Source organism: Candidatus Methylomirabilota bacterium, assembly GCA_028870115.1.
Lineage (GTDB): Bacteria > Methylomirabilota > Methylomirabilia > Methylomirabilales > Methylomirabilaceae > Methylomirabilis.
The window spans coordinates 1-18,987 of sequence record JAGWQH010000009.1; the positions used below are offsets into that span (position 1 = coordinate 1).

Annotated in this window: 16 protein-coding genes; 5 read left to right on the forward strand and 11 right to left on the reverse strand. The window is 57.3% G+C overall.

Going from position 1 to position 18,987, the window contains the following annotated elements; all coding sequences use genetic code 11:
• Nucleotides 1–1,144 precede the first annotated feature (1,144 nt).
• From KGL31_00330 to KGL31_00350, 5 genes are all read right to left on the reverse strand, one after another.
• Complete coding sequence (locus KGL31_00330) at nt 1,145–1,573, reverse strand: DUF420 domain-containing protein (GenBank protein MDE2320360.1); 429 nt, start codon at nt 1,571–1,573, stop codon at nt 1,145–1,147.
• Nucleotides 1,574–1,696: 123 nt separating this feature from the next.
• Nucleotides 1,697–2,299 carry an NAD(P)H:quinone oxidoreductase gene (gene wrbA / locus KGL31_00335; GenBank protein MDE2320361.1) on the reverse strand — a complete coding sequence of 201 codons (603 nt, stop codon included), beginning with the start codon at nt 2,297–2,299 and terminating at the stop codon, nt 1,697–1,699.
• Between the two features lie 13 nt (nt 2,300–2,312).
• Nucleotides 2,313–2,738 carry a hypothetical protein gene (locus KGL31_00340; GenBank protein ID MDE2320362.1) on the reverse strand — a complete coding sequence of 142 codons (426 nt, stop codon included), beginning with the start codon at nt 2,736–2,738 and terminating at the stop codon, nt 2,313–2,315.
• Nucleotides 2,739–2,828: 90 nt separating this feature from the next.
• Complete coding sequence (cyoE, locus tag KGL31_00345) at nt 2,829–3,734, reverse strand: heme o synthase (GenBank protein MDE2320363.1); 906 nt, start codon at nt 3,732–3,734, stop codon at nt 2,829–2,831.
• Nucleotides 3,731–4,678: a COX15/CtaA family protein gene (locus tag KGL31_00350; GenBank protein ID MDE2320364.1), complete on the reverse strand. Its 948-nt coding sequence runs from the start codon at nt 4,676–4,678 to the stop codon at nt 3,731–3,733. Before KGL31_00350 ends, cyoE begins: the two co-directional genes overlap by 4 nt.
• 272 nt (nt 4,679–4,950) lie before the next feature.
• On the opposite strand from KGL31_00350, the gene KGL31_00355 reads away from it, so the two are divergent.
• The 4 genes from KGL31_00355 to KGL31_00370 all read left to right on the forward strand — a co-directional run bounded on the left by KGL31_00355 (nt 4,951) and on the right by KGL31_00370 (nt 9,236).
• Nucleotides 4,951–5,982, forward strand: coding sequence for a c-type cytochrome (locus KGL31_00355; GenBank protein ID MDE2320365.1), 1,032 nt, complete (start codon nt 4,951–4,953; stop codon nt 5,980–5,982).
• A gap of 216 nt (nt 5,983–6,198) precedes the next feature.
• The gene (locus KGL31_00360) at nt 6,199–7,344 is read left to right on the forward strand and encodes a cytochrome-c peroxidase (GenBank protein MDE2320366.1); all 1,146 of its coding nucleotides are present in this window, start codon (nt 6,199–6,201) and stop codon (nt 7,342–7,344) included.
• Between the two features lie 30 nt (nt 7,345–7,374).
• Nucleotides 7,375–8,472, forward strand: a complete 1,098-nt coding sequence (locus tag KGL31_00365; GenBank protein MDE2320367.1) for a metallophosphoesterase — start codon at nt 7,375–7,377, stop codon at nt 8,470–8,472.
• A 23-nt stretch (nt 8,473–8,495) separates the two neighbouring features.
• On the forward strand, nt 8,496–9,236 hold the full coding sequence (locus KGL31_00370; GenBank protein MDE2320368.1) for a hypothetical protein: 741 nt from the start codon (nt 8,496–8,498) through the stop codon (nt 9,234–9,236).
• 93 nt (nt 9,237–9,329) lie between these two features.
• Here the strand turns inward: KGL31_00370 and ppdK are convergent, their stop codons facing one another.
• The 6 genes from ppdK to KGL31_00400 form a co-directional block, all read right to left on the reverse strand.
• Nucleotides 9,330–11,987 carry a pyruvate, phosphate dikinase gene (gene ppdK / locus KGL31_00375; GenBank protein MDE2320369.1) on the reverse strand — a complete coding sequence of 886 codons (2,658 nt, stop codon included), beginning with the start codon at nt 11,985–11,987 and terminating at the stop codon, nt 9,330–9,332.
• Nucleotides 11,988–12,070: 83 nt separating this feature from the next.
• Nucleotides 12,071–12,796, reverse strand: coding sequence for a carboxypeptidase regulatory-like domain-containing protein (locus tag KGL31_00380; protein MDE2320370.1), 726 nt, complete (start codon nt 12,794–12,796; stop codon nt 12,071–12,073).
• Between the two features lie 72 nt (nt 12,797–12,868).
• Nucleotides 12,869–15,574: a c-type cytochrome gene (locus tag KGL31_00385; GenBank protein ID MDE2320371.1), complete on the reverse strand. Its 2,706-nt coding sequence runs from the start codon at nt 15,572–15,574 to the stop codon at nt 12,869–12,871.
• 21 nt (nt 15,575–15,595) lie between these two features.
• Entirely contained in the window at nt 15,596–16,405 is an 810-nt protein-coding gene (locus tag KGL31_00390; protein MDE2320372.1) for a cytochrome C, read from the reverse strand.
• 74 nt (nt 16,406–16,479) lie between these two features.
• Nucleotides 16,480–17,250 (reverse strand): cytochrome b N-terminal domain-containing protein, encoded by a 771-nt coding sequence (locus tag KGL31_00395; protein MDE2320373.1) that lies wholly within the window; start codon nt 17,248–17,250, stop codon nt 16,480–16,482.
• A gap of 93 nt (nt 17,251–17,343) precedes the next feature.
• Nucleotides 17,344–17,904 carry a ubiquinol-cytochrome c reductase iron-sulfur subunit gene (locus tag KGL31_00400; protein MDE2320374.1) on the reverse strand — a complete coding sequence of 187 codons (561 nt, stop codon included), beginning with the start codon at nt 17,902–17,904 and terminating at the stop codon, nt 17,344–17,346.
• Between the two features lie 584 nt (nt 17,905–18,488).
• Between KGL31_00400 and KGL31_00405 the strand changes: the two genes are divergently transcribed.
• Nucleotides 18,489–18,987, forward strand: a 499-nt coding sequence (locus tag KGL31_00405) for an ammonium transporter (protein MDE2320375.1), incomplete at its 3' end; no start/stop codon positions are given.

Genomic DNA, 18,987 nt, shown 5'->3' on the forward strand with positions numbered 1-18,987 from the left:
CTGAGAGTGGTCTCTACCCCTTCAAAAGCCCTGAGGGTGCTGCTCCAGCGGATGAACATCTTGCTGCCCAACCGGCCCAAGATCATTGACAATGTAGTGCAGAAAACGGCCGAATCAGGGCTGTAACTGTTTGACGTTATTGGTTTGCCATGCTCCAACTGCGGAAGATGGGTTAGTGCCGCAGTCGAGCTATTGTCTTACATCGGAAGGCTCAGTGTGGGCGGCTCTGCTCACGTCTCGGAAATCGCCTTACCATTGCTACTATTCTTATTGGGCGCCTTTCGGCAGCCATCAACTCAGGTGTCACCTACCTTGCCCAGTAGTTCTATTTTGACGGCGACGGATGGTGTTGGAAGGTGGATTTCGCGCTCAATATTGCCTCGATCATCTTGGGAAACCTCTTATACGTCATCTTCGTGGCGGGGGCATGGCTGGCGTATCGCGCCTCCAAGGCCTACGCATAAAAAGGGGTTTGCCGGTTATCCAGTATTAGCGTGGCACTTCGCAAGTGTAGATTAACCAGAAAGCAGCCCTGGAACGACGACCAGTAGGTCACATGCCACGCGATCTCGGAGCACCAATCGAACTTGCCGACCTTCGCCCGACTCTGCTCCATGGTAGCACATCGCTTTCCTATTGATGCCGGTGGGCGGTCGCCCATAAACATTACACCCCCGTAATATGCACTTCGTAACCCTCTCCTCAAGAAGCTGTCCCCTCCTCTCAACGGATGACCCTCCTCTGATATCCCGATAGCACAGCCTATCGACCAGTCCGAAATTACAGGTTGGGACGGGATCTCATGGGGGGTGTTGCTTGTGAGAACCGGCGAGATCGGAGCGGACATTTCTACAGATCAATTTGGATAGCCTGGATTGGCCGTGTGAGGCGCAGCCTTGAGCGGTTTATCGCTTCGAAAGTCCCTTTGCGGTCATTGCGGAGGAGCGTAGCGACTGAAGCAATCCAACCGTTCTTTCCCCCAGTTCCCCAACTGACGAGAAGAGAACGGTGAGATTGCCGCGCTCCTTTCAGTCGCTCGCAATGACATGTCCCCTATATGGCAACGACAACCGGACTTTCATACCTATCGGCGTGCCGCAGGCGCGTGATGTAGACCGAAGACGTCTGCGGGTTGGTGCGATGGTCATGCTGGCGGGTACAGATGATACAGCATGAAGTAGATAATGACCCCGGTGACCGAGACATACAGCCACAGCGGAAGGGTAAAGCGCGCAATCCTCACGTGTCGGTCAAAGCGCCCTTTCAGTACTCGGGAGACCGTGATGAGAGCTAATGGGAGGATCGCCGCTGCCAACACTGTATGGGAGATCAGGATCGTGAAATACAGCGCTCGAATGCCTCCGTGTCCCGCAAAAGGAATCGATCCCACCTGATAGTGATACGTCAGATAGGAAATCAGAAAGAGGGTGGAGATCCCAAGGGCCGATCCCATACAGAGCTTGTGCGCGACGATCTTTCGCTGTCGGATAAAAAGGTAGCCCAGGGTCAGGAAAAGCGCGCTGGTCCCATTGAGTGCGGCATTGATGGTAGGCAGGACGGCAACGGAGAGGATCACTACTTCTCCTGAGAGCAAGCCTTTCCGGACAGATTTAAGGGCGCGGTTAGATTGGCACCCGATCCAGTACCATCAGCAGGAGCAACGTCGGCTGCCGTCGCGTATCAGGTAAGCGTTGTGTTACCGCGCCAGTTTTTTGGCAATCGTGGCCACATGCTCACCCTGGAAACGTGCGATTGTCAGCTCGTTCTCTGATGGTTGACGACGACCATCTGTACCTGCAAGTGTGCCTGCGCCATACGGGCTGCCACCGGTGATTTCTGTCATGTTGAGCAGTGCCTGGCACGAATACGGGACCCCGACAATAATCATTCCGTGGTGAAGCAACGTGCTATGAAATGAGGTGATCGTGGTTTCCTGTCCACCATGCTGAGACGCGGTGGATGTGAACACGCTGCCGACCTTACCGATCAGCGCGCCGCTCACCCAATGCTTCCCCGTCTGGTCGAGAAAGTTTCGCATTTGAGCACACATATTCCCAAATCGTGTCGGCGTTCCAAAAATGATTGCGTCATAGTTCGGCAACCCGGCCACCGTGGCGATGGGCGCCTCCTGATCAAGCTTCGCTCCCGCCTTTCGAGCAACGTCTTCTGGCATCAGCTCAGGGACGCGCTTGATCGTGACCTCGACGCCTTCGACACTTCGAGCGCCTTCAGCCACCCTCCTCGCTAAGGTTTCGACGTGGCCGTACATGCTGTAGTACAGAACGAGGATCCTCGCCATGTCGTACCTCCTCTCATTCAGGTACCTTATGGACAGTCCGACAGTAGCTCTCCCCAAAACCGTTGTCGGCCGAAATCATTCGATAGCCGAAGTCGCAAGCTTCGAACAGATGGTTGAGCTCTCCTGCGAATTCAGCATTTCCGTGATCGCCAGCTAGGTCACAGATAACATCCACAAATTTATACAATTTCTTTCTGATGACCTGTTCAAGCATAGAGTCCAGATCATTGACCAACCAGTCCCACCCCACATTCCGGGTCGGTTCGCAAGGGACACGAGACGCGACATCATTACAGATCGCCTTGAGATGCTGCGCCGATCCAGCAATCCGAAGGATCAGGTCCTTGAGCGGAGCGACTACAGCAGGCGACACCTTGGTGTAGTACAACGAGTCGTCCTGATAGGTCTCGTAATCCGGGAAGTCCTCGCGAAAGGACATCGGTTCTACTCCTGGATTTTCGTCATCTGTACAGGCGAACATTGCGTAAGCCGATCGGTCGACTGGCGGCGGACGGCTGAATACTGACCGTTACAATGGTATCCGATCCAGCACCATCAACAGAAACAGTACCGGAAGCTGCACAAGCGACGTGAACACCAGCCGCCTCACATCTGCCGTCGATCGCCGCAGGGCAAGCGTCACCCCGCAACCCACCATGCCGATACCCAGCGCCAGTGCGCCCAGGAAATAGAGTGGGCCGGAAAATCCGATGAGGGTCGGCAGCAGGCTGACGGCAAGTAAGATCAGGCAGTTGCCGACGATCTGATAGCTCGTCAGTCTATCGTCCGGATCGATCAGAGGGAGAAGTCGAATCCCTGCCCGTTCATAATCGTCCTTATACAGCAGGGCGATGGCCAACGTGTGGGGAAGCTGCCACACAAACAGGATGGCAAACAGTACCCACGCTTCAATACCAAGCCGTCCTGTAGCTGCCGCCCAGCCGATAACCGGCGGTAACGCCCCGGGGACGGCTCCTACAATGACGCACCATGCGGTCTTTCGCTTCATGGGCGTGTAGACAAACAGATAGCTTCCCACGGTGACCGCCGCCGCCACACTGCTCAACGTGTTGATCGCGACGGCCAGGTACAGCAGACCCGCGACTGCGAGCAAGACCCCGAACAGGAGTGCCTCCGCAGGCTGCAGCCGGCTAGCCGGCAATGGCCGGAGCCGTGTACGCGCCATCCGTGCGTCCAGGTCACGTTCGAGGAACTGATTCAGCGCGAGGGTCCCGCCCGCAGCAAGCGCCGTACCGGTGAGCACCTGCCACAGGATCTCATAGCTGGGCGTACTGCCGGAGCCAAGGTAAAAGCCCGCACATGTGGTGAGCAGCACCATCAGCAGGATACGCGGCTTCATCAGGGATACGAAATCAACCGCTCGTCTGGATGCGCGCGTGAACTCGGCGCCTAATGTGTGAGATGTTGGCATCATGCGCGCATCCGCTCGGCGAGCAATTCCCGGCCGGCGTCGGGCTGTCGCGATGCCGGCAGTCGATAGGCCCGCAGCGTCAGAACGATACAGAGTCCCAGCATCAGCGTCCCGGTGATCCTGTGAACGGTCGGAAGCGCCAACCGAGTAAAGACCGAGTAAGGAATGTCGAGTGACGTAAAGCGATTCACATACGATCCGAGGCCCAACAGAAGCTGCAGCGCCAATAGGCCGATGAGCAGCGCGACAGGACGCGCGAGCGTCACCTGATCCGAATGAAGTCCCAGGATTCGTGTCGCCAGGCGCCAGATAAGGATAGTGACAAGGACGGCACATAACAGATGGGCCAGGATCCAGTCACCGATGTGTGTCAGCATGGCTCCAAAGAAGATCTGAAGGTACAGAAAACCGGTGGTCAGGAGGCAGAGACGGCGGACCATTCCGACATCCGCAACCACAACCTGCCAGGGTCTGTGTTTCCACTCCTGGGAGGTGCACACCACTAGGCTTACTATAAGGGCAAAGAAGGCTTGAGCCAGCAGCCCATGAATGAGTGCGAATTCGCTTCCAGCCGACATCAGGATGACTCGCAGGCCGCCGAGCACCCCCTGGATAACCACCGCGCCGACGGCGGCAACTCCGAGCCACCGAGCCGCTCTGCCTGCGTCGTTCAACCAGAGCACAAGGGCCAATGTTACCGTGAGTATGCCCACGGTGGAGCCGATCAGCCGGTGACTGTGTTCGTAAAAGATCCCCCCCACCATGCGCGACCACGGGTAGAGGAACATGTTATACCCGAACGTAGTCGGCCAATCCGGCACCGCCAGCCCCGCCCCGGTATTCGTGACCAGGCCGCCTACGAAGATCAACATCAAGGTTGAGGCTGCAGTCACCAAGGCCAATCGATGGGGCCAGAGGCTGTGGACTCGCGCCTGCGTGTGGGCCATTAATCTCTCGTCATAATCCGTCATTAACTATGTTTTCTAGCTGAGCCCTGAAGCGAAGTCAATGAAAAACCGGTATCCCCTTGTGCCACCCACGACTATAGGCTACTCGACGCACCCCGTAAAAAATCATGTTGCAGTCATTGTTTTGCCTCTTCGAATGTGCTATATAGGAGCGCCGGAGTGATAGAACGGAACTGTTAAAGCGGTGCAGGTAGTCAGATCTGAATTGCTGCGGTACACGCGGCGGTTCCGAGGGGACCAGGAGGGACAGCATGCAACGCCGGGCAAGCGGGGTACTCATTATCAGCGCGCTATTCTCCACTGTATTGGGTCTTTACGTCACGGGAAGCAACGCCGAAGAACCATACAAGCTTAAGATGCCGCTCGGCCTGCAAGAGGATGCGGCGTATATCCCCCCGGACAATCCTTTGACAGCCGACAAGATCAACCTCGGCAAAGCGCTCTATTTTGACAAGCGACTCTCGGCCGACGGGACCGTGGCTTGCGCCACCTGTCACGCGCCGGACAAAGGGTTTTCCGACGGCCGCCCCACCTCCACAGGGATCAAAGGGCAGGTAGGTGGCCGCAACGCCCCGGTGACGATCAATCGTCTCTTCAGCCAGGATCAGTTCTGGGATGGCCGATCCCCCTCGCTGGAAGACCAGGCACTGGGCCCGGTTCAAAACCCTATCGAGATGGGCCACACCCTGCAAGGGATGGTTGCCACCCTGGACAAGTTGGGCGGATACCGGGAGCAATTCAAGAAGGCCTTCGGTACGCCAGTGACCAAAGAGGGGGTCGCCCAAGCCATCGCCTCCTTCGAGCGAACCCTCCTCTGTGGCAACTCAGCTTTTGACAAGTTTGAAGCTGGGAATAAGAAGGCCCTTACTGCGAGTGCCCAGCGTGGGCTCACCCTCTTTCGGGAGAAGGCGAACTGTGTGACGTGTCACACAGGCTTCAACTTCACCGACGAAGGTTACCACAACCTCGGCGTAGGCATAGACAAGGCGGACCCGGATCTTGGTCGCTTTAAGGTTACGAAGAAAGAGCCCGATAAGGGAGCGTTCAAGACGCCGACCCTGCGCAACATCGCCGCCAGCGCCCCCTATCTACACGACGGCAGCGCCAAGACTCTGGAGGAAGTGATTAACTTCTACGACCAAGGCGGCACAAAAAATCCCAATCTCTCAAAAGAGATCAAGCCGCTCCATTTGACAGCTCAGGAAAAGGGAGATCTGGTGGCGTTTTTGAAGTCGCTGAGCTGTCCCGATCTCAAGGTAGCTGCGCCCGCGCTTCCCAAATAATAAGAGGAGGTCATCCTCTGCTCCCCCATATCGCTTTAACGTGACTCTTCAGACCGGTATGAGCCGCCGACAGGGCGGCTCATACGCTTAGTCTCGCCTTTCATCCTTGACCCGCCAAGCGATTATTGATCAACCACACACTGAAATACTATTCCAAAATGTCTTGACAAACACTGTTTGAATCTTTACTTTTCCTTCTATCAAGGAGACTGAAGTATGAGACCATCGGGACTCGCCGTAGTCACTCTGAGTGCTGTACTCATTGGAGTGAGCCTTTGGCCGGTCAATGATGTACAGCTCTTTTCTGCGGCGGGACAGGAATCGGGGCCTTACACGTTAAAACTGCCACACAGCGTCCTTGAGCCAATCGTCCCGGAGAATAACCCGCTGACCGAAGGGAAGGTGGCGCTAGGGCGAACCCTCTACTTTGACAAACGGCTCTCGCTCGACAACACCGTGAGCTGTGCTACCTGCCATGACCCCAAGTTTGGGTTTGCGGATGGAAAAAAGGTCGCCGAGGGGATCCAACAGAAAAAGGGGGTCAGGAACAGCCCCACCACGTTGAATACCGCCTTTCTGGACGCCCAGTTCTGGGACGGCCGCGCTCCGACCCTGGAGGAGCAAGCCAAAGGGCCCCTTGTGAATCCCGTTGAGATGGGGATGCCATCACATGATGCCCTCGTGACGAAACTGCGGACGATCCCGGCATACCGCCGAGGATTCCAAGAGGTCTTCGGGACAGAGGAGTTGACCATCGATCAACTGGCAAAAGCCATCGCGACCTTCGAACGGACCTTGAATACCTTTAACTCTCCTTTCGATCGCTTCATTGCCGGCGACAAAACTGCCCTCAGTCCCTCCGCTCAGCGAGGGTGGGAGCTATTCCAGGGCAAGGCTCGCTGCATAACCTGCCATGAGTTCAATACCCCCTATCCCTTCTTCACCGACAACAAATTCCACAATATCGGAGTTGCGATGAAGGACACCAACTTCGAAGCGCTGGCTCGGAAGGCCGCTGTCGACACGGATGTTGCCACGCTGGCCCATGAGCCTGGGGCTGCCGAGCTGGGCCGGTATCTCGTTACGAAGCAGCCCAGGGATATCGGCGCCTTTAAGACTCCAGGGCTCAGGAATATCGCGTTGACCGCGCCCTACATGCACGACGGGAGTGAAGCATCCCTGAAAAGCGTGATTGAGTTCTATGACAAGGGCGGAGTGCCGAACCCGAATCTCGACGGCGGAATACGGCCTCTTGGTCTTTCGGAGCAGGAGCGAGAGGATCTCGTCGAACTCCTGAAGGCCCTTACCAGCGACGATCTACCCTCGCTCGTCAAGGAGCTGGAACGCAGAGGGGATCGATAGTTCAAGGAGGAAGGACAGATGAAGCGACAGATGCTGCGTCCCGAGAATCGGGAGAAGCTCTTCACCTCACTGCGACAGATGAGCCGGCGGGAGTTCTTCTCCGCTACCGGGAAGGTGGCCGCCATGGCCGCTGCCACGGATCTGGTGATGCAATTCGGGCACCACATCATCTCCTACGCGCCGCATTCCTTCCAGCCCGTTGAGCTGGCCTATGGCGCCGACAAGTTCACCTTCGCGTATGTGTCCGACACCCACCTCTTCGCCAGAGGAATGACGCACCGCTTCGCGAAGGCCGCCATGAAGGCAGTGCAAGATGTGAATGCCATGAGCCCACCGCCTGATTTCGTGCTCTTCGGAGGCGATCTGGCTCAGCTCGGCCAGGCTGAGGAGCTGAAGCTCGGCAAGGAGATCCTTGATGAGCTGAAAGCGAAACGGTACATGATGGTCGGGGAGCACGACTGGTACTTCGACATGGGGGAGAAGTGGCGCGAGCTGTTCGGCAACCCGTGGTATGCCTTCGACCACAAGGGGGTCCATTTCGTGGTCCTGAACAGCGTCATCGTAGAGGACTACTGGACAGCCCCGAAGATGAAACCGATGGAGCGGATGCTCTTTATGGCCCAGCTCGACAATCCGAAGGGCAGGCCGTTCACGGTCGGCGAAGAGCAACGAGAGTGGCTCGGGAAGAACCTGGCCCAGGTAGATAAGACGACTCCCCTCGTGATCTTCTCCCATTCCCCCCTGTACAAGTACTACAAGCCTTGGAACTTCTGGACCGACGATGCCGAAGCGGTGCAAAAGCTCCTGGCGTCTTTCACGTCTGTGACGGTAATCCACGCCCACACCCATCAGGTCCTGACGAACAGGATCGGTAACATCCACTTTCACGGTGTGCTCTCTACGGCCTGGCCCTGGCCGTACGCTCCAGAGGGGCTCCCCAAGCTCACCGTTCAGATGGATCGGGCTGATCCGTTCAATCAGTTTGATGGCTGTGGATGGGGGAACGTAGATCTCCTCGCGACTGGGCAAGCAAATAAAATCTACAGATTGTGGGATCGAAACCCGACGGTCGTCACCGCGGCTCAGATGGAATCCGGCAAAGCGGCTACCCCGGGCCCCTCGTATTAAGATTGAGGAAAGGAAGGAAAACGATGCGAACACGATTAGTTATCGGGGCGCTCGGCCTCGTTGCAGGAATAGCTGTGGCTGGCGCCCTCGTCGTTACATGGCACGTCAATGCTGCAGGCGCGGCCGGACCCTTCGCCATGCATGTGGCCTCTGCGTCCGATGAGCCATGGATCACGAAAACGGTGACGGCATGCGATAAGAAGAAGACGGTCATCGTGGAGGGCTATCGGCAGGGGGCGGTGCTCCCCCATGAGAAAGCCCGGCAGGTGGCGAAGCTCCTTATGGCGCTGATGAAGTACTGTGACTACCGCGTTCTCGCCAGACTCCCACAGCAGGAGACGACAGTCTATCTGTCCATCGAGGGCCGGCCATTCGTCGAGATGAGAGAAGTCGAACAAAATTTGCCGCTTCTGCTCGTCCACGGGGGCGTACCGCACACGGAACGGGAGATGCGCGTCTGGGCCGCCGAGCAGAAGCGCGTAATCGAGGAAGGCTACAACCTCTTTCACGGCTCGTCGCTGGGAACCAACGGCATTTCCTGCGACATGTGCCATCCGAATGCTTCAAACACGCATCCCGAGACCTATCCCAAGTTCCAGACGCAGTTAAAGGCGTTCGCCCTGCTCAGGGACATGATTAATTGGTGCATCGAAAACCCAATGGAGGGGAAGAAACTCACGGGTGACGACCCTAAGATGAAAGCTCTGGAAGCGTATATCCTCTCCGCACGCGCCGGGAAGGCCTTGGACCCAGGAAAACATTAAGTACATAGCCAGCGAAAGACCGACGTGAGGGAGCCAGTGCTTCCCGGATCTCAAGGTCGCTGCGCCTGCGCTCCCCAAATAGGGGGAGAAGCCCTACTTCTCCCCCATCTCTTTAACCTTGACCTGCCTCTTCAGAACGGCATGGGCCGCCGCCAGCTTGGCGATGGGGACACGGTACGGGGAGCAGCTCACGTAATCCAGACCCAATCGGTGGCAGAGATCGACCGAGGTAGGCTCGCCTCCGTGCTCGCCGCAGATACCGACCTCCAACTCCGGCTTGGCTCGCCGGCCTTTTTCTATCCCGATTCGCATGAGTGCTCCTACCCCCTCTTCGTCGAGGACGGCGAAGGGATCCGCCGAAAGGATTCCTTTCTCCAGATAGAGGGGAAGGAACCGGCCGGAGTCATCCCGCGAAAACCCGAAGGTGGTCTGGGTCAGGTCGTTGGTCCCGAAGGAGAAGAAGTCGGCCGCCTCAGCGATCTGATCGGCCACCAACGCCGCCCTGGGTAGCTCAATCATCGTCCCCACAAGGTAGCGGACTTTCACCCCATACTCCTTCATCACCTCCCGAGCAACCCGGTCCACGATCTCCCGCTGGATCTGCAGCTCTTTCACGTGGCCGACAAGAGGAATCATGATCTCCGGGAATGGACGCTTCCCTTCCCGTTTGAGTTCACAGGCCGCCTCAAAAATCGCCCGCGCCTGCATCTCGGTGATCTCAGGATAGGTAATCCCGAGGCGGCAGCCACGATGGCCCAGCATCGGATTGAACTCCTGGAGGATGCGAACCTTTTCCTTGAGCGCCTCCTCCGATACCCCCATGTTCTCGGCTACCTTTCGAATCTCCTCGTCTTTTCTCGGAAGGAACTCATGCAATGGGGGATCTAACGTCCTGATGATGACAGGCAGACCATTCATCAGCTCGAAGATCGCCTTGAAATCCTGCTTCTGCATCGGCAGGAGCTTGGCCAGGGCCTTCCGCCGTTCGTCGGCGTCCTTCGCCAGGATCATCTCTCGCACAGCCACGATCCGATCCCCCTCGAAGAACATATGTTCGGTCCGGCAGAGGCCGATTCCCTCGCCGCCGAACTGCCGCGTGACCTGCGCATCTTTCGGCGTATCGGCATTGGTCCTGATGCCGATCTTCCGAAAGCCGTCCGCCCACGCGATCAGGGCGCCAAATTCACCGGTCAGCTCTTCAGGCTGGGTCAGTTCCACCGCTCCGACGATGACATCACCTGTCGTGCCGTCGATCGTGATCGAGTCGCCTCGCCGGACGGTCAGATTCGCGACCTGGAAGTATCCTTCTTCTTCGTTTACCATGATGTCGGTGCAGCCGGCGACGCAGGCTTTCCCCATGCCCCGCGCCACCACAGCCGCATGACTGGTGAGACCTCCACGAGCCGTAAGGATCCCCTGGGCGGCCACCATCCCCGCGATATCCTCCGGAGAGGTCTCGGGCCTGACCAGGATGACCTTCTCGCGCTGCCCCGCGGCCTCCACCGCCTCCTCCGCTGAGAAGACGGCCTTCCCGACCGCGGCGCCCGGTGAGGCCGGAAGACCCCTCGTGATCTTGCGAATCTGCAGCTTCGGATCGATCCTCGGGTGCAGCAGTTGCTCGAGTTGCCAGGGCTCCACCCGGAGGACGGCCACCTTTCGGTCGATCAGGCGCTCTTTGGCCATATCTACTGCGATCTTGATGGCGGCGTGCGCCGTCCGTTTGCCGACGCGGCACTGCAACATGTAGAGCTTCCCATCCTCGATGGTGAACTCGATGTCCATCATGTCCCGGTAGTGACGCTCCAGCGTTCGGCAGATCCGCTCAAACTCCCGGTAGACGCGAGGCCACGCCTCCTTCAAGGCCGCAATAGGACGAGGCGTCCTGATGCCCGCCACCACGTCTTCTCCTTGAGCATTCTGCAGAAACTCCCCGTAGATGTGCCTGTCCCCTATAGACGGATCGCGGGTAAACGCAACGCCCGTTCCGGAGTCCTCGCCCAGATTGCCGAAGACCATAGTCTGAATATTGACAGCGGTGCCCCAGTCGTCCGGTACCTTATAGATCCGCCTATACTCGATAGCCCGTTTGTTGTGCCAGGATTCGAAGACGGCCGCGATCGCCATGCGAAGCTGCTCCTGGGGATCCTGGGGAAATTCCCGCCCCGCCTCGCGTCGAACCACCTCTTTAAACGTGTCAACCAATTCCATGAGATCGTCAGCAGTCAAATCCGTATCGGCCGCGGCCCGTTTCTGCCGCTTCGTTTCGCTGAGGAGCCCCTCAAACGCGATTTTCTTGATACCCAACACGACATCCCCGAACATCTGAAGCAGCCGTCGGTAGCTATCGTAAGCAAACCGCGGGTTTTGGGAACGCTGTATGAGGCCTTGGACCGTCTCGTCGTTTAACCCCAGGTTCAACACGGTGTCCATCATCCCCGGCATAGAGATCCTGGCTCCGGAGCGGACAGAGACTAAAAGGGGATCCCTTGGATCGCCGAATCGCTTTCCCATGGCGCGCTCCAGCTTGGCGACCTGTGTCTCGACCTCGGACCAGAGTCCGCGCGGGAACCGTCTTCCCTGCTTGAAGTACTCAATGCAGGCGTCGGTAGAGATGGTAAAGCCGGGCGGTACCGGGATCTTGAGAGCAGTCATCTCGTGCAGGTTCGCCCCCTTGCCTCCAAGAAGATTCTTCTGTTCCGCCCTGCCTTCCGCCCGACCTTTTCCAAAGAAGTACGTATATTTCTTGGCGATCCCCATTTTCTCCCCCATGAGTTAAACTATGGACCTAGTAGGCGACCCGCCGGGTCGCCTCTACACCGTCATTCCAGGCAAGTCTACTGCTTAGCGAGTTCGATAGTGAGCTTGGTCTCCTGCTTAGCCTTAACGACGACGTCCTGCACCTTCTTGCCGAGGGTCTCCTGCCAAACCTCAAGTTTATAGTGTCCTGGTGGAACATTGCGGAGGGTAAACTCACCCTTATTATTGGTTACGGCCACGTACGGATGGTCCGAGACCACGAGCCAGCCAAGCATCCAACTATGGGCATCACAGGTTACCTTGACAATCTCCGGGTGCGCGAACTTCTCGGTTAGCACCTTTTTGAATTTCGGCTGGGCCTTGTTGATCGAGGGATTCACCTGACCATAGGTGTGAATGTTGTGGAGAATTCCATCGCTGTTCAGGATATCCAGGTCGCCACCCGCAGGCATCACCACGACATGCGGCACATAGACACACCCATTCTGATCCAGTGTTGCTTTCGTAATTGTCCACTTCTCCCCTTTTTTCACATCAAGTAAACTCACCACAGCATTCTCGATCCCTTTGTTCGGACCGACAATGAGATCCCAGCTCAGGTGTGATTTCTTCCCGCAGACCTCCTTGTCCTTGGTCACCTGGATCTCTTTCCGCACTGGTGGGGTCCCGGGAAACTTGATCGTGCCGGTGATCGTTCCGCCGTCTTTCACGTCACCACCCTCATAAGCTAACGCCTGAGCGGTGGTTCCAAGGACAAAGCCCGCCACTACGGTTACTGCAACCATTTCGCGTAGTCTGCCCATACAGCATCGCCTCCTTCTATCGGTGTGTCACTCAGTCTTGTTGGACTTCTCTCATCGCGCCGACAGTATAAATCAGTTCTCTCCCAGGCGCATCAGATATTCAGTAATCGCCTGGATCTGTCGGTCCTCCTTCCCCTCGAGGATATCGTTCGGACCGTCCGGATAGTAGCTGGGCATCTTGGTCCCAGGCTGGATCTTCTGCGGATCCTTCAGCCACTTGCCGATCCAGATCGGCCGCAAACGACGCTTGGCCAGACCCAGATCGGGCGCCCAGGTCTCCGACGGACCCTCAGGTTTTTTCTCACCCTGCTGGTGACAGGTGAAACAGTCAAAGTACTCTTTCGATATCAGTAGTCGCCCGGCCTTCAGAAGCTCAGGGGACGGCTCCCCCGCCGAGACATACTCATAGGGCACGTGCTGCTTGCCCATCACCGCAAAATAGTTCGTCAAGGCGGTGGCTTCCTCGATATTGAGGCCGAATGTCGGCATGCGAACGTCGAGCCAGGGCCTGAGCGGGATCGGTCGCCCAAGGAATTGGTACAGCCAAGTGGCCTGAACCTTCTCCCCCTCATGCATCATCCCCACCTCAAGGGGAGGCGGAATCCTGGTCTCATTCGCGTAAAAGGCCGCGATTGCGCCACCCTGCCCCTCGATGACGTGACATCCGTTACAGTTGTAGCGTTTCACAAGGGTCCGTCCGTTCTGAATGGCCAGCTCTTCGTCGGAAAGACCTCGCTGGAACTGCGGCTGGATACGCTCTGCGCTGAGACTCTTCAGGTAGACCCTCAGCGTCTTCGCCTCTTCGTCGGTGAAGCCGAAGTTGGGCATCAACTGCTCCACCCGTTCGGTGGCGTAGATTCTGGGATTCTTCAGCTTCCAGAAGGTATAATCCTGCCAGGTCTGCTTGACTTGGACCGCCTCGCCGAAGAACAGCTCCGACATTCGCTTCTGGCCGAAGTTGCTGAGATCCGGCGCAATCTTCTCCGACGTCTCGAATCCTTCGATGTCGTGGCAGCCGAAACAACCCCGCTTGCGGATCAAACGCTCGCCCGCCGCGACTCGCTCTACCTTTCTTACCTCCCGCTCCACACCAGTCATACTTTGCTTCTGTCCCAGCGTCATCAGAAAAGCGGTCACTGCCCGAGCCTCCTCGTCGGTGAGGCGTAGATTCGGCATCCGAGTTGTCGGCCGAAACTGCTTCGGATTTTTGACCCAGGCAAACAGCCAGTCGGCATTGACCTTGCTGGCTATCCTTGAAAGATCCGGCGCAAAATCCTGATTCTCCGGCAAGGGAGGAGGGGCCAACAGTCGAGCCTTCACCGGCTTCTGTTCGGGTGCTGTCTTGGCGGCTGTCGCCGGTGCCGCTTGTTCGCTTTCCGAAGGCCGGACAGGCGGCGGACCGCCGGCGGGTGGGGTCTTCGCCTCTATGCCGGGGATCCGATGGCAGCCAAGGCAACCAACCTTGCTCACGATCTCCTTTCCACGCTCGACCGAAGCCGGAGCCTTGAACGCGCCCCGAAGCTCAGGCATCGGCTGAGACGTGCGGAGAAGATAGGCCGCAATACTCAAGGCGTCGTCATCAGCCAGCTCAAAATGGGGCATCTTCGTCTTGGGAAGGTATCCCTTAGGCTTCTGGATCCACCGGACCAGCCAGTTGGGATCGACCTTGTTGGCGATCCGCGTCAGATCCGGTCCCACCTTCTGCGCCTTCTCGAACCCCGCTATCGTGTGACAGCCGAAGCAACCGAGATCCTCTACCATCTGTCTGCCGCGCGAATAGACGGGCGCCAGCGCAAACTCCTTCTTGTCAGCATGGCACTTCCGGCAACTCGTCTGCACGAAGTCGCCACGCAGCAACGGGCGCGCCCAGTGAGAGACCTCGCCATGCGCCGCATCAACATCGAGGGTTGGTCCCTGTCCCTGGTGGCACGCTGTGCAACCGAAGCGGGCAATCTGATGATTGCCAAACAGAACCTCACGATACGGATGGGTACGAAACGGCTGCTTGGCCTGTTCAAACCCGGGCCGATCGATTGCAAGGTGGCATGTCGCGCAGCGATCGACCGTCAGGATCGACTCCTTGAACTCGTTGGTCGCCAGACCCTCTACGACAATCTGCTTGATCTCTGGCGAGCGAGCGCCGATTGACTCCAGACGTCGCTCAAGCGTGATAACCGGGGTATTGAGCTCCTCGATCCTGCCCTGAATGGTATCCACATCGACCTGAAACCGCTTAACGACCGTCCGAGCTTCTTCCACCCGCGCCCTCAGCCTATCCACCTGGACGGAGAGTTCTCGTAACCGTTTTTCAATCGCCGCCACCTTGGCTCGGGGCTTTGTGGTATCCTCCTTACTCTGAATGGCATGCTCCACCCAGTAGAGCGCTTCATCCAGCTCGCTCTTGATAAACTGGGCCTTCATATTTATGTCGGCATATCCGGCCTCACGTTGCGCAAGGAGTTGCTGCGCCTTGGTTGAGTCGGGTCCGGCCAACCTCGCTTGCGCCGCCTTGAGATCCGCCTGTAACTTGGCGAGGGTGGCCTGAACGTCCGGCGTGCCGAGCCTAGATCGCTCCACGGCCAGTTCCCGAGCGACCTGTCCATACTCCAGCCGATTAAACTCCTGCTGGTATGCTTTCCACGGACGCCGGGTCTTCTCCTCATTCCACACTGCCCAGACGGCCACCAGCACAAAAAGCATACTCGCAATAAAAAACAGGATCCGTAAGGATCGCTGCTCTGCCAGCTTACTCGTGCGCCACTTTCTCCACGATTGCACCAGGTAACCTCGACTGTGGCGTTAAATATTGAACCAGGGCGTCACCCAAAGATACTTGATGTTGAATGCCAGACGGAGGAACGCCTTGATCGGAAGGCTCATCATCGTCAGGAAGAGGAAGGCCACGATCCCATAACGCACAGGGCCCAACTGACGGATCGTGTCGCTCGTATCCCGTTTGACGTAGTAAAAGACGAGCGCCGTACTGAAGTAGAGCGCAATCAACACGAGCCCGATCAGCTCGATCCCAGCGATCTTGGGGTTACCCATCCACCGAAGCGGACCCCACGCGGGCAGATTGACGTTGGTGAGCGCAATCACCATGTGGGGATCCCAGGTTTCCCACGGCCAGAACAGGTTCCAGCCGGGGCCCCTGAAAAACACGCCTGTGATGATAAGCGATATCCACAGAAAGAAAAAACCGAACAGAAAAGTCGTAATCGCGAAGGGCCGCTCCCGAAAGGTGTAATACCCGTTGCCCTTGGGATTCACATCGACGTACGGAATAACCATGAGCCCGACGATAATGAGGCTGGGCAGGACCACGCCGGCAAACCAGGGATCGAAATAGACCAGCATCTCCTGAAGTCCCAGAAAGTACCATGGCGCCTTGCTCGGATTGGGGGTCTGTGTGGGATTGGCCGGCTCCTCCAGAGGGGCGTCGATCACGATCGACCAGACGGTCAGAATCACCATCACAATGATCGAACAGATGAACTCGTTGCGCACGAGGTAGGGCCAGACATGGACCCTATCGGCCACTGCAGGTTCATCCGCGCCGGCAGATTGCACAACAGGTTTCGGCGTCGTATGCTCTTTTACGTCAGCCATCGCTTTGCCCGTCGCTGGTTGTGAGTCATTACTCTTCACTCCCCCACTAATTACTGACCGCTAATCACTAACCACTATAATGGGCCCGAGATCCCCCCGTCTTTCCTGATCCTCCAGAAATGCACGATCATGAGGAGGCTGATCAGGATGGGTAAAAAGATACAGTGTAGCACGTAAAATCTGAGCAGCGCAGGGGGGCCAACGAGGGTGCCACCAAGCAAGAACGCCCTGGCATCGTATCGCGGAGTGACGCCGACCACCTCGCCGAATGGCCCCTCACTCCCGACGAATGGGGTAGCCCTGGCCATGTTAGTACCGACCGTCACAGCCCAGATCGAAAGCTGGTCCCACGGCAGCAGATAGCCGGTAAAACTCAGGAGCAGCGTGATGGTCAGCAGCACGACCCCGACAACCCAGTTAAACTCTCGCGGTGGTTTGTATGAGCCGCTCATAAATACACGGAACATGTGCAGCCAGACGGTGATCACCATGCCATGGGCCGCCCACCGATGCATGTTTCGCATAATCATCCCGAACGGGACATCGTATTGCAAGTATTTCATGTCGGCATACGCGTACTCAGCCACCGGGCGGTAGTAGAACATCAGGATGACACCGGTCACCACCGTCACCAGGAACATCAGAAAGGTGACGCCACCCATACACCAGGTAAAGCGAATCTTGATGGCGTGGCGTCGGATCTTGGGGGGATGCAGGTGCAGCCAGACATTCGCCATGATCTGCAGCACCCGGTTGCGCGGGGTATCGGGATACCCATGGCGAAACATCGAGCGCCATAGCTGCGACTCGACGATCCTTTTCTTCAGCTCGCTCAGGTTGGGCATTAAGAATCGTACCCTCTTCAACCGGACCGTGAACTTGCAGGGGCGCCGCTTGCGGCGCCCTTCCTTGGGCAGGGCTAGCCCTGCCCCTACGGGTTATACCTTCAATTTAAGAAACGCCCCAGGCTTGGTCCAGTCTCCCCTCTCGAAACGAAATACAACGCTCTTGTCGATCAAAAGCTGCCCATCGTCGCTCAGGGTGATCTTGATCCGCTCCAACGGACGGGGAGCAGGACCCTCGAAGTTGATCCCGGACTTACGGAAGCCGCTGCCGTGGCAGGGGCATTTGAACTTGTTCTCCGCACTCAACCAGTTCGGGGTACAGCCGAGATGTGTGCAGATCGCGAGGAGTGCGTAAAATCCATCAGGCTCATGGACGATCCAGACGCGCTCCTCCTGTTTCCATCGTTCACTGACGGTTCCGACCGGATACTCCTCCGGCAGACCGGCCTTGAACACCGCTACCGGCTCAAAGAGTACTCTAGGGAACATAAAGCGTCCGAATGCCACGCCGCCGACACCAAGTCCGGCCGCTATTCCACACCACCCTGCGAGACAAAAAAAATCACGCCGCGACCAGAGGGTCGAACTATTCTCCTCCGGCGTCGCGCTTACGTGATCTTCTCGATCCCCTCCGGTCGTGCTCTGATCAGCCAATGTCCGCCTCTACCGTGATAATCGCTTTTGCTGCGTCACCAAGTCGCCAGGCTCGCCCTCGACTACGGCTCTCGCAGCGCTCTCTCCTCGTCAACCTCATCTCCAGCAACCCCGCACGCAGCATACATAGTATAGCACCCGATACCTGTCAAGGTGAAAAAGGCAAAAAGGGAGCATCCTGAAAGGCTTCTTCAAACCCTGATTCGAGTACGGGAGGCAAACAGCCAGCAATCATTATCATCAAGGATTGACTACTTGTCAGGGTAATAGTCACCACGCCCAAGTTATAAGCACCACGATTTCACTCTGCCCATTTTATGGACACTGGAAAGTGAAAAGAGAGGCCTATCGGTCATTGCGAGCGACCGAATGGAGCCGCCAATCTCACCGTCGTTGCACTGCAAGATTGCTTCTATCGCTGCGCCCCCTCGCAATGACACATTTCAATCTCGGTTCTTGAGCTGGAGAACGGCGTTGGCACGGAAACTGCTCACTTGTATACCTTCGATGTTTCCGACAAAAATGTCGTGTTCAACACTATTGCGGGTTTCTCACATTCTCCCACACCACAATAAGGAGCAGCTATGCCACAACGACGCATCGTAAACGCCGTCATCCTACTGGTTCTTGGCGCAGCATTGTTGCTATCCGCCCCCACTCCAACTCTCGCCCAACAGGCCGTTCCGAACCAATCTGTCGTAGCGGCCTCTACACCCGCCCCGCCGACGCCGCCCAAGATCGACTCCGGCGATACGGCCTGGATGCTCACCTCTTCGGCATTGGTGTTGCTAATGACTGCCCCCGGTCTCGCCCTGTTTTATGCGGGCTTGGTCCGCCGAAAGAACGCGCTGGGAACGATCATGCACAGCTTCATCATTCTGGCCTTAATCAGCGTGCAGTGGGCGCTGTGGGGCTACTCCCTGGCCTTCGGCCCAGATACGGGCGGGATCATCGGGAGCCTTGCCTGGGTGGGGCTTCGCGGTGTAGGGCTGGATCCCAACCCCGACTATGCGGCGACCATCCCGCACCAAGCCTATATGATTTACCAGATGATGTTTGCGGTCATCACCCCGGCCCTCATCA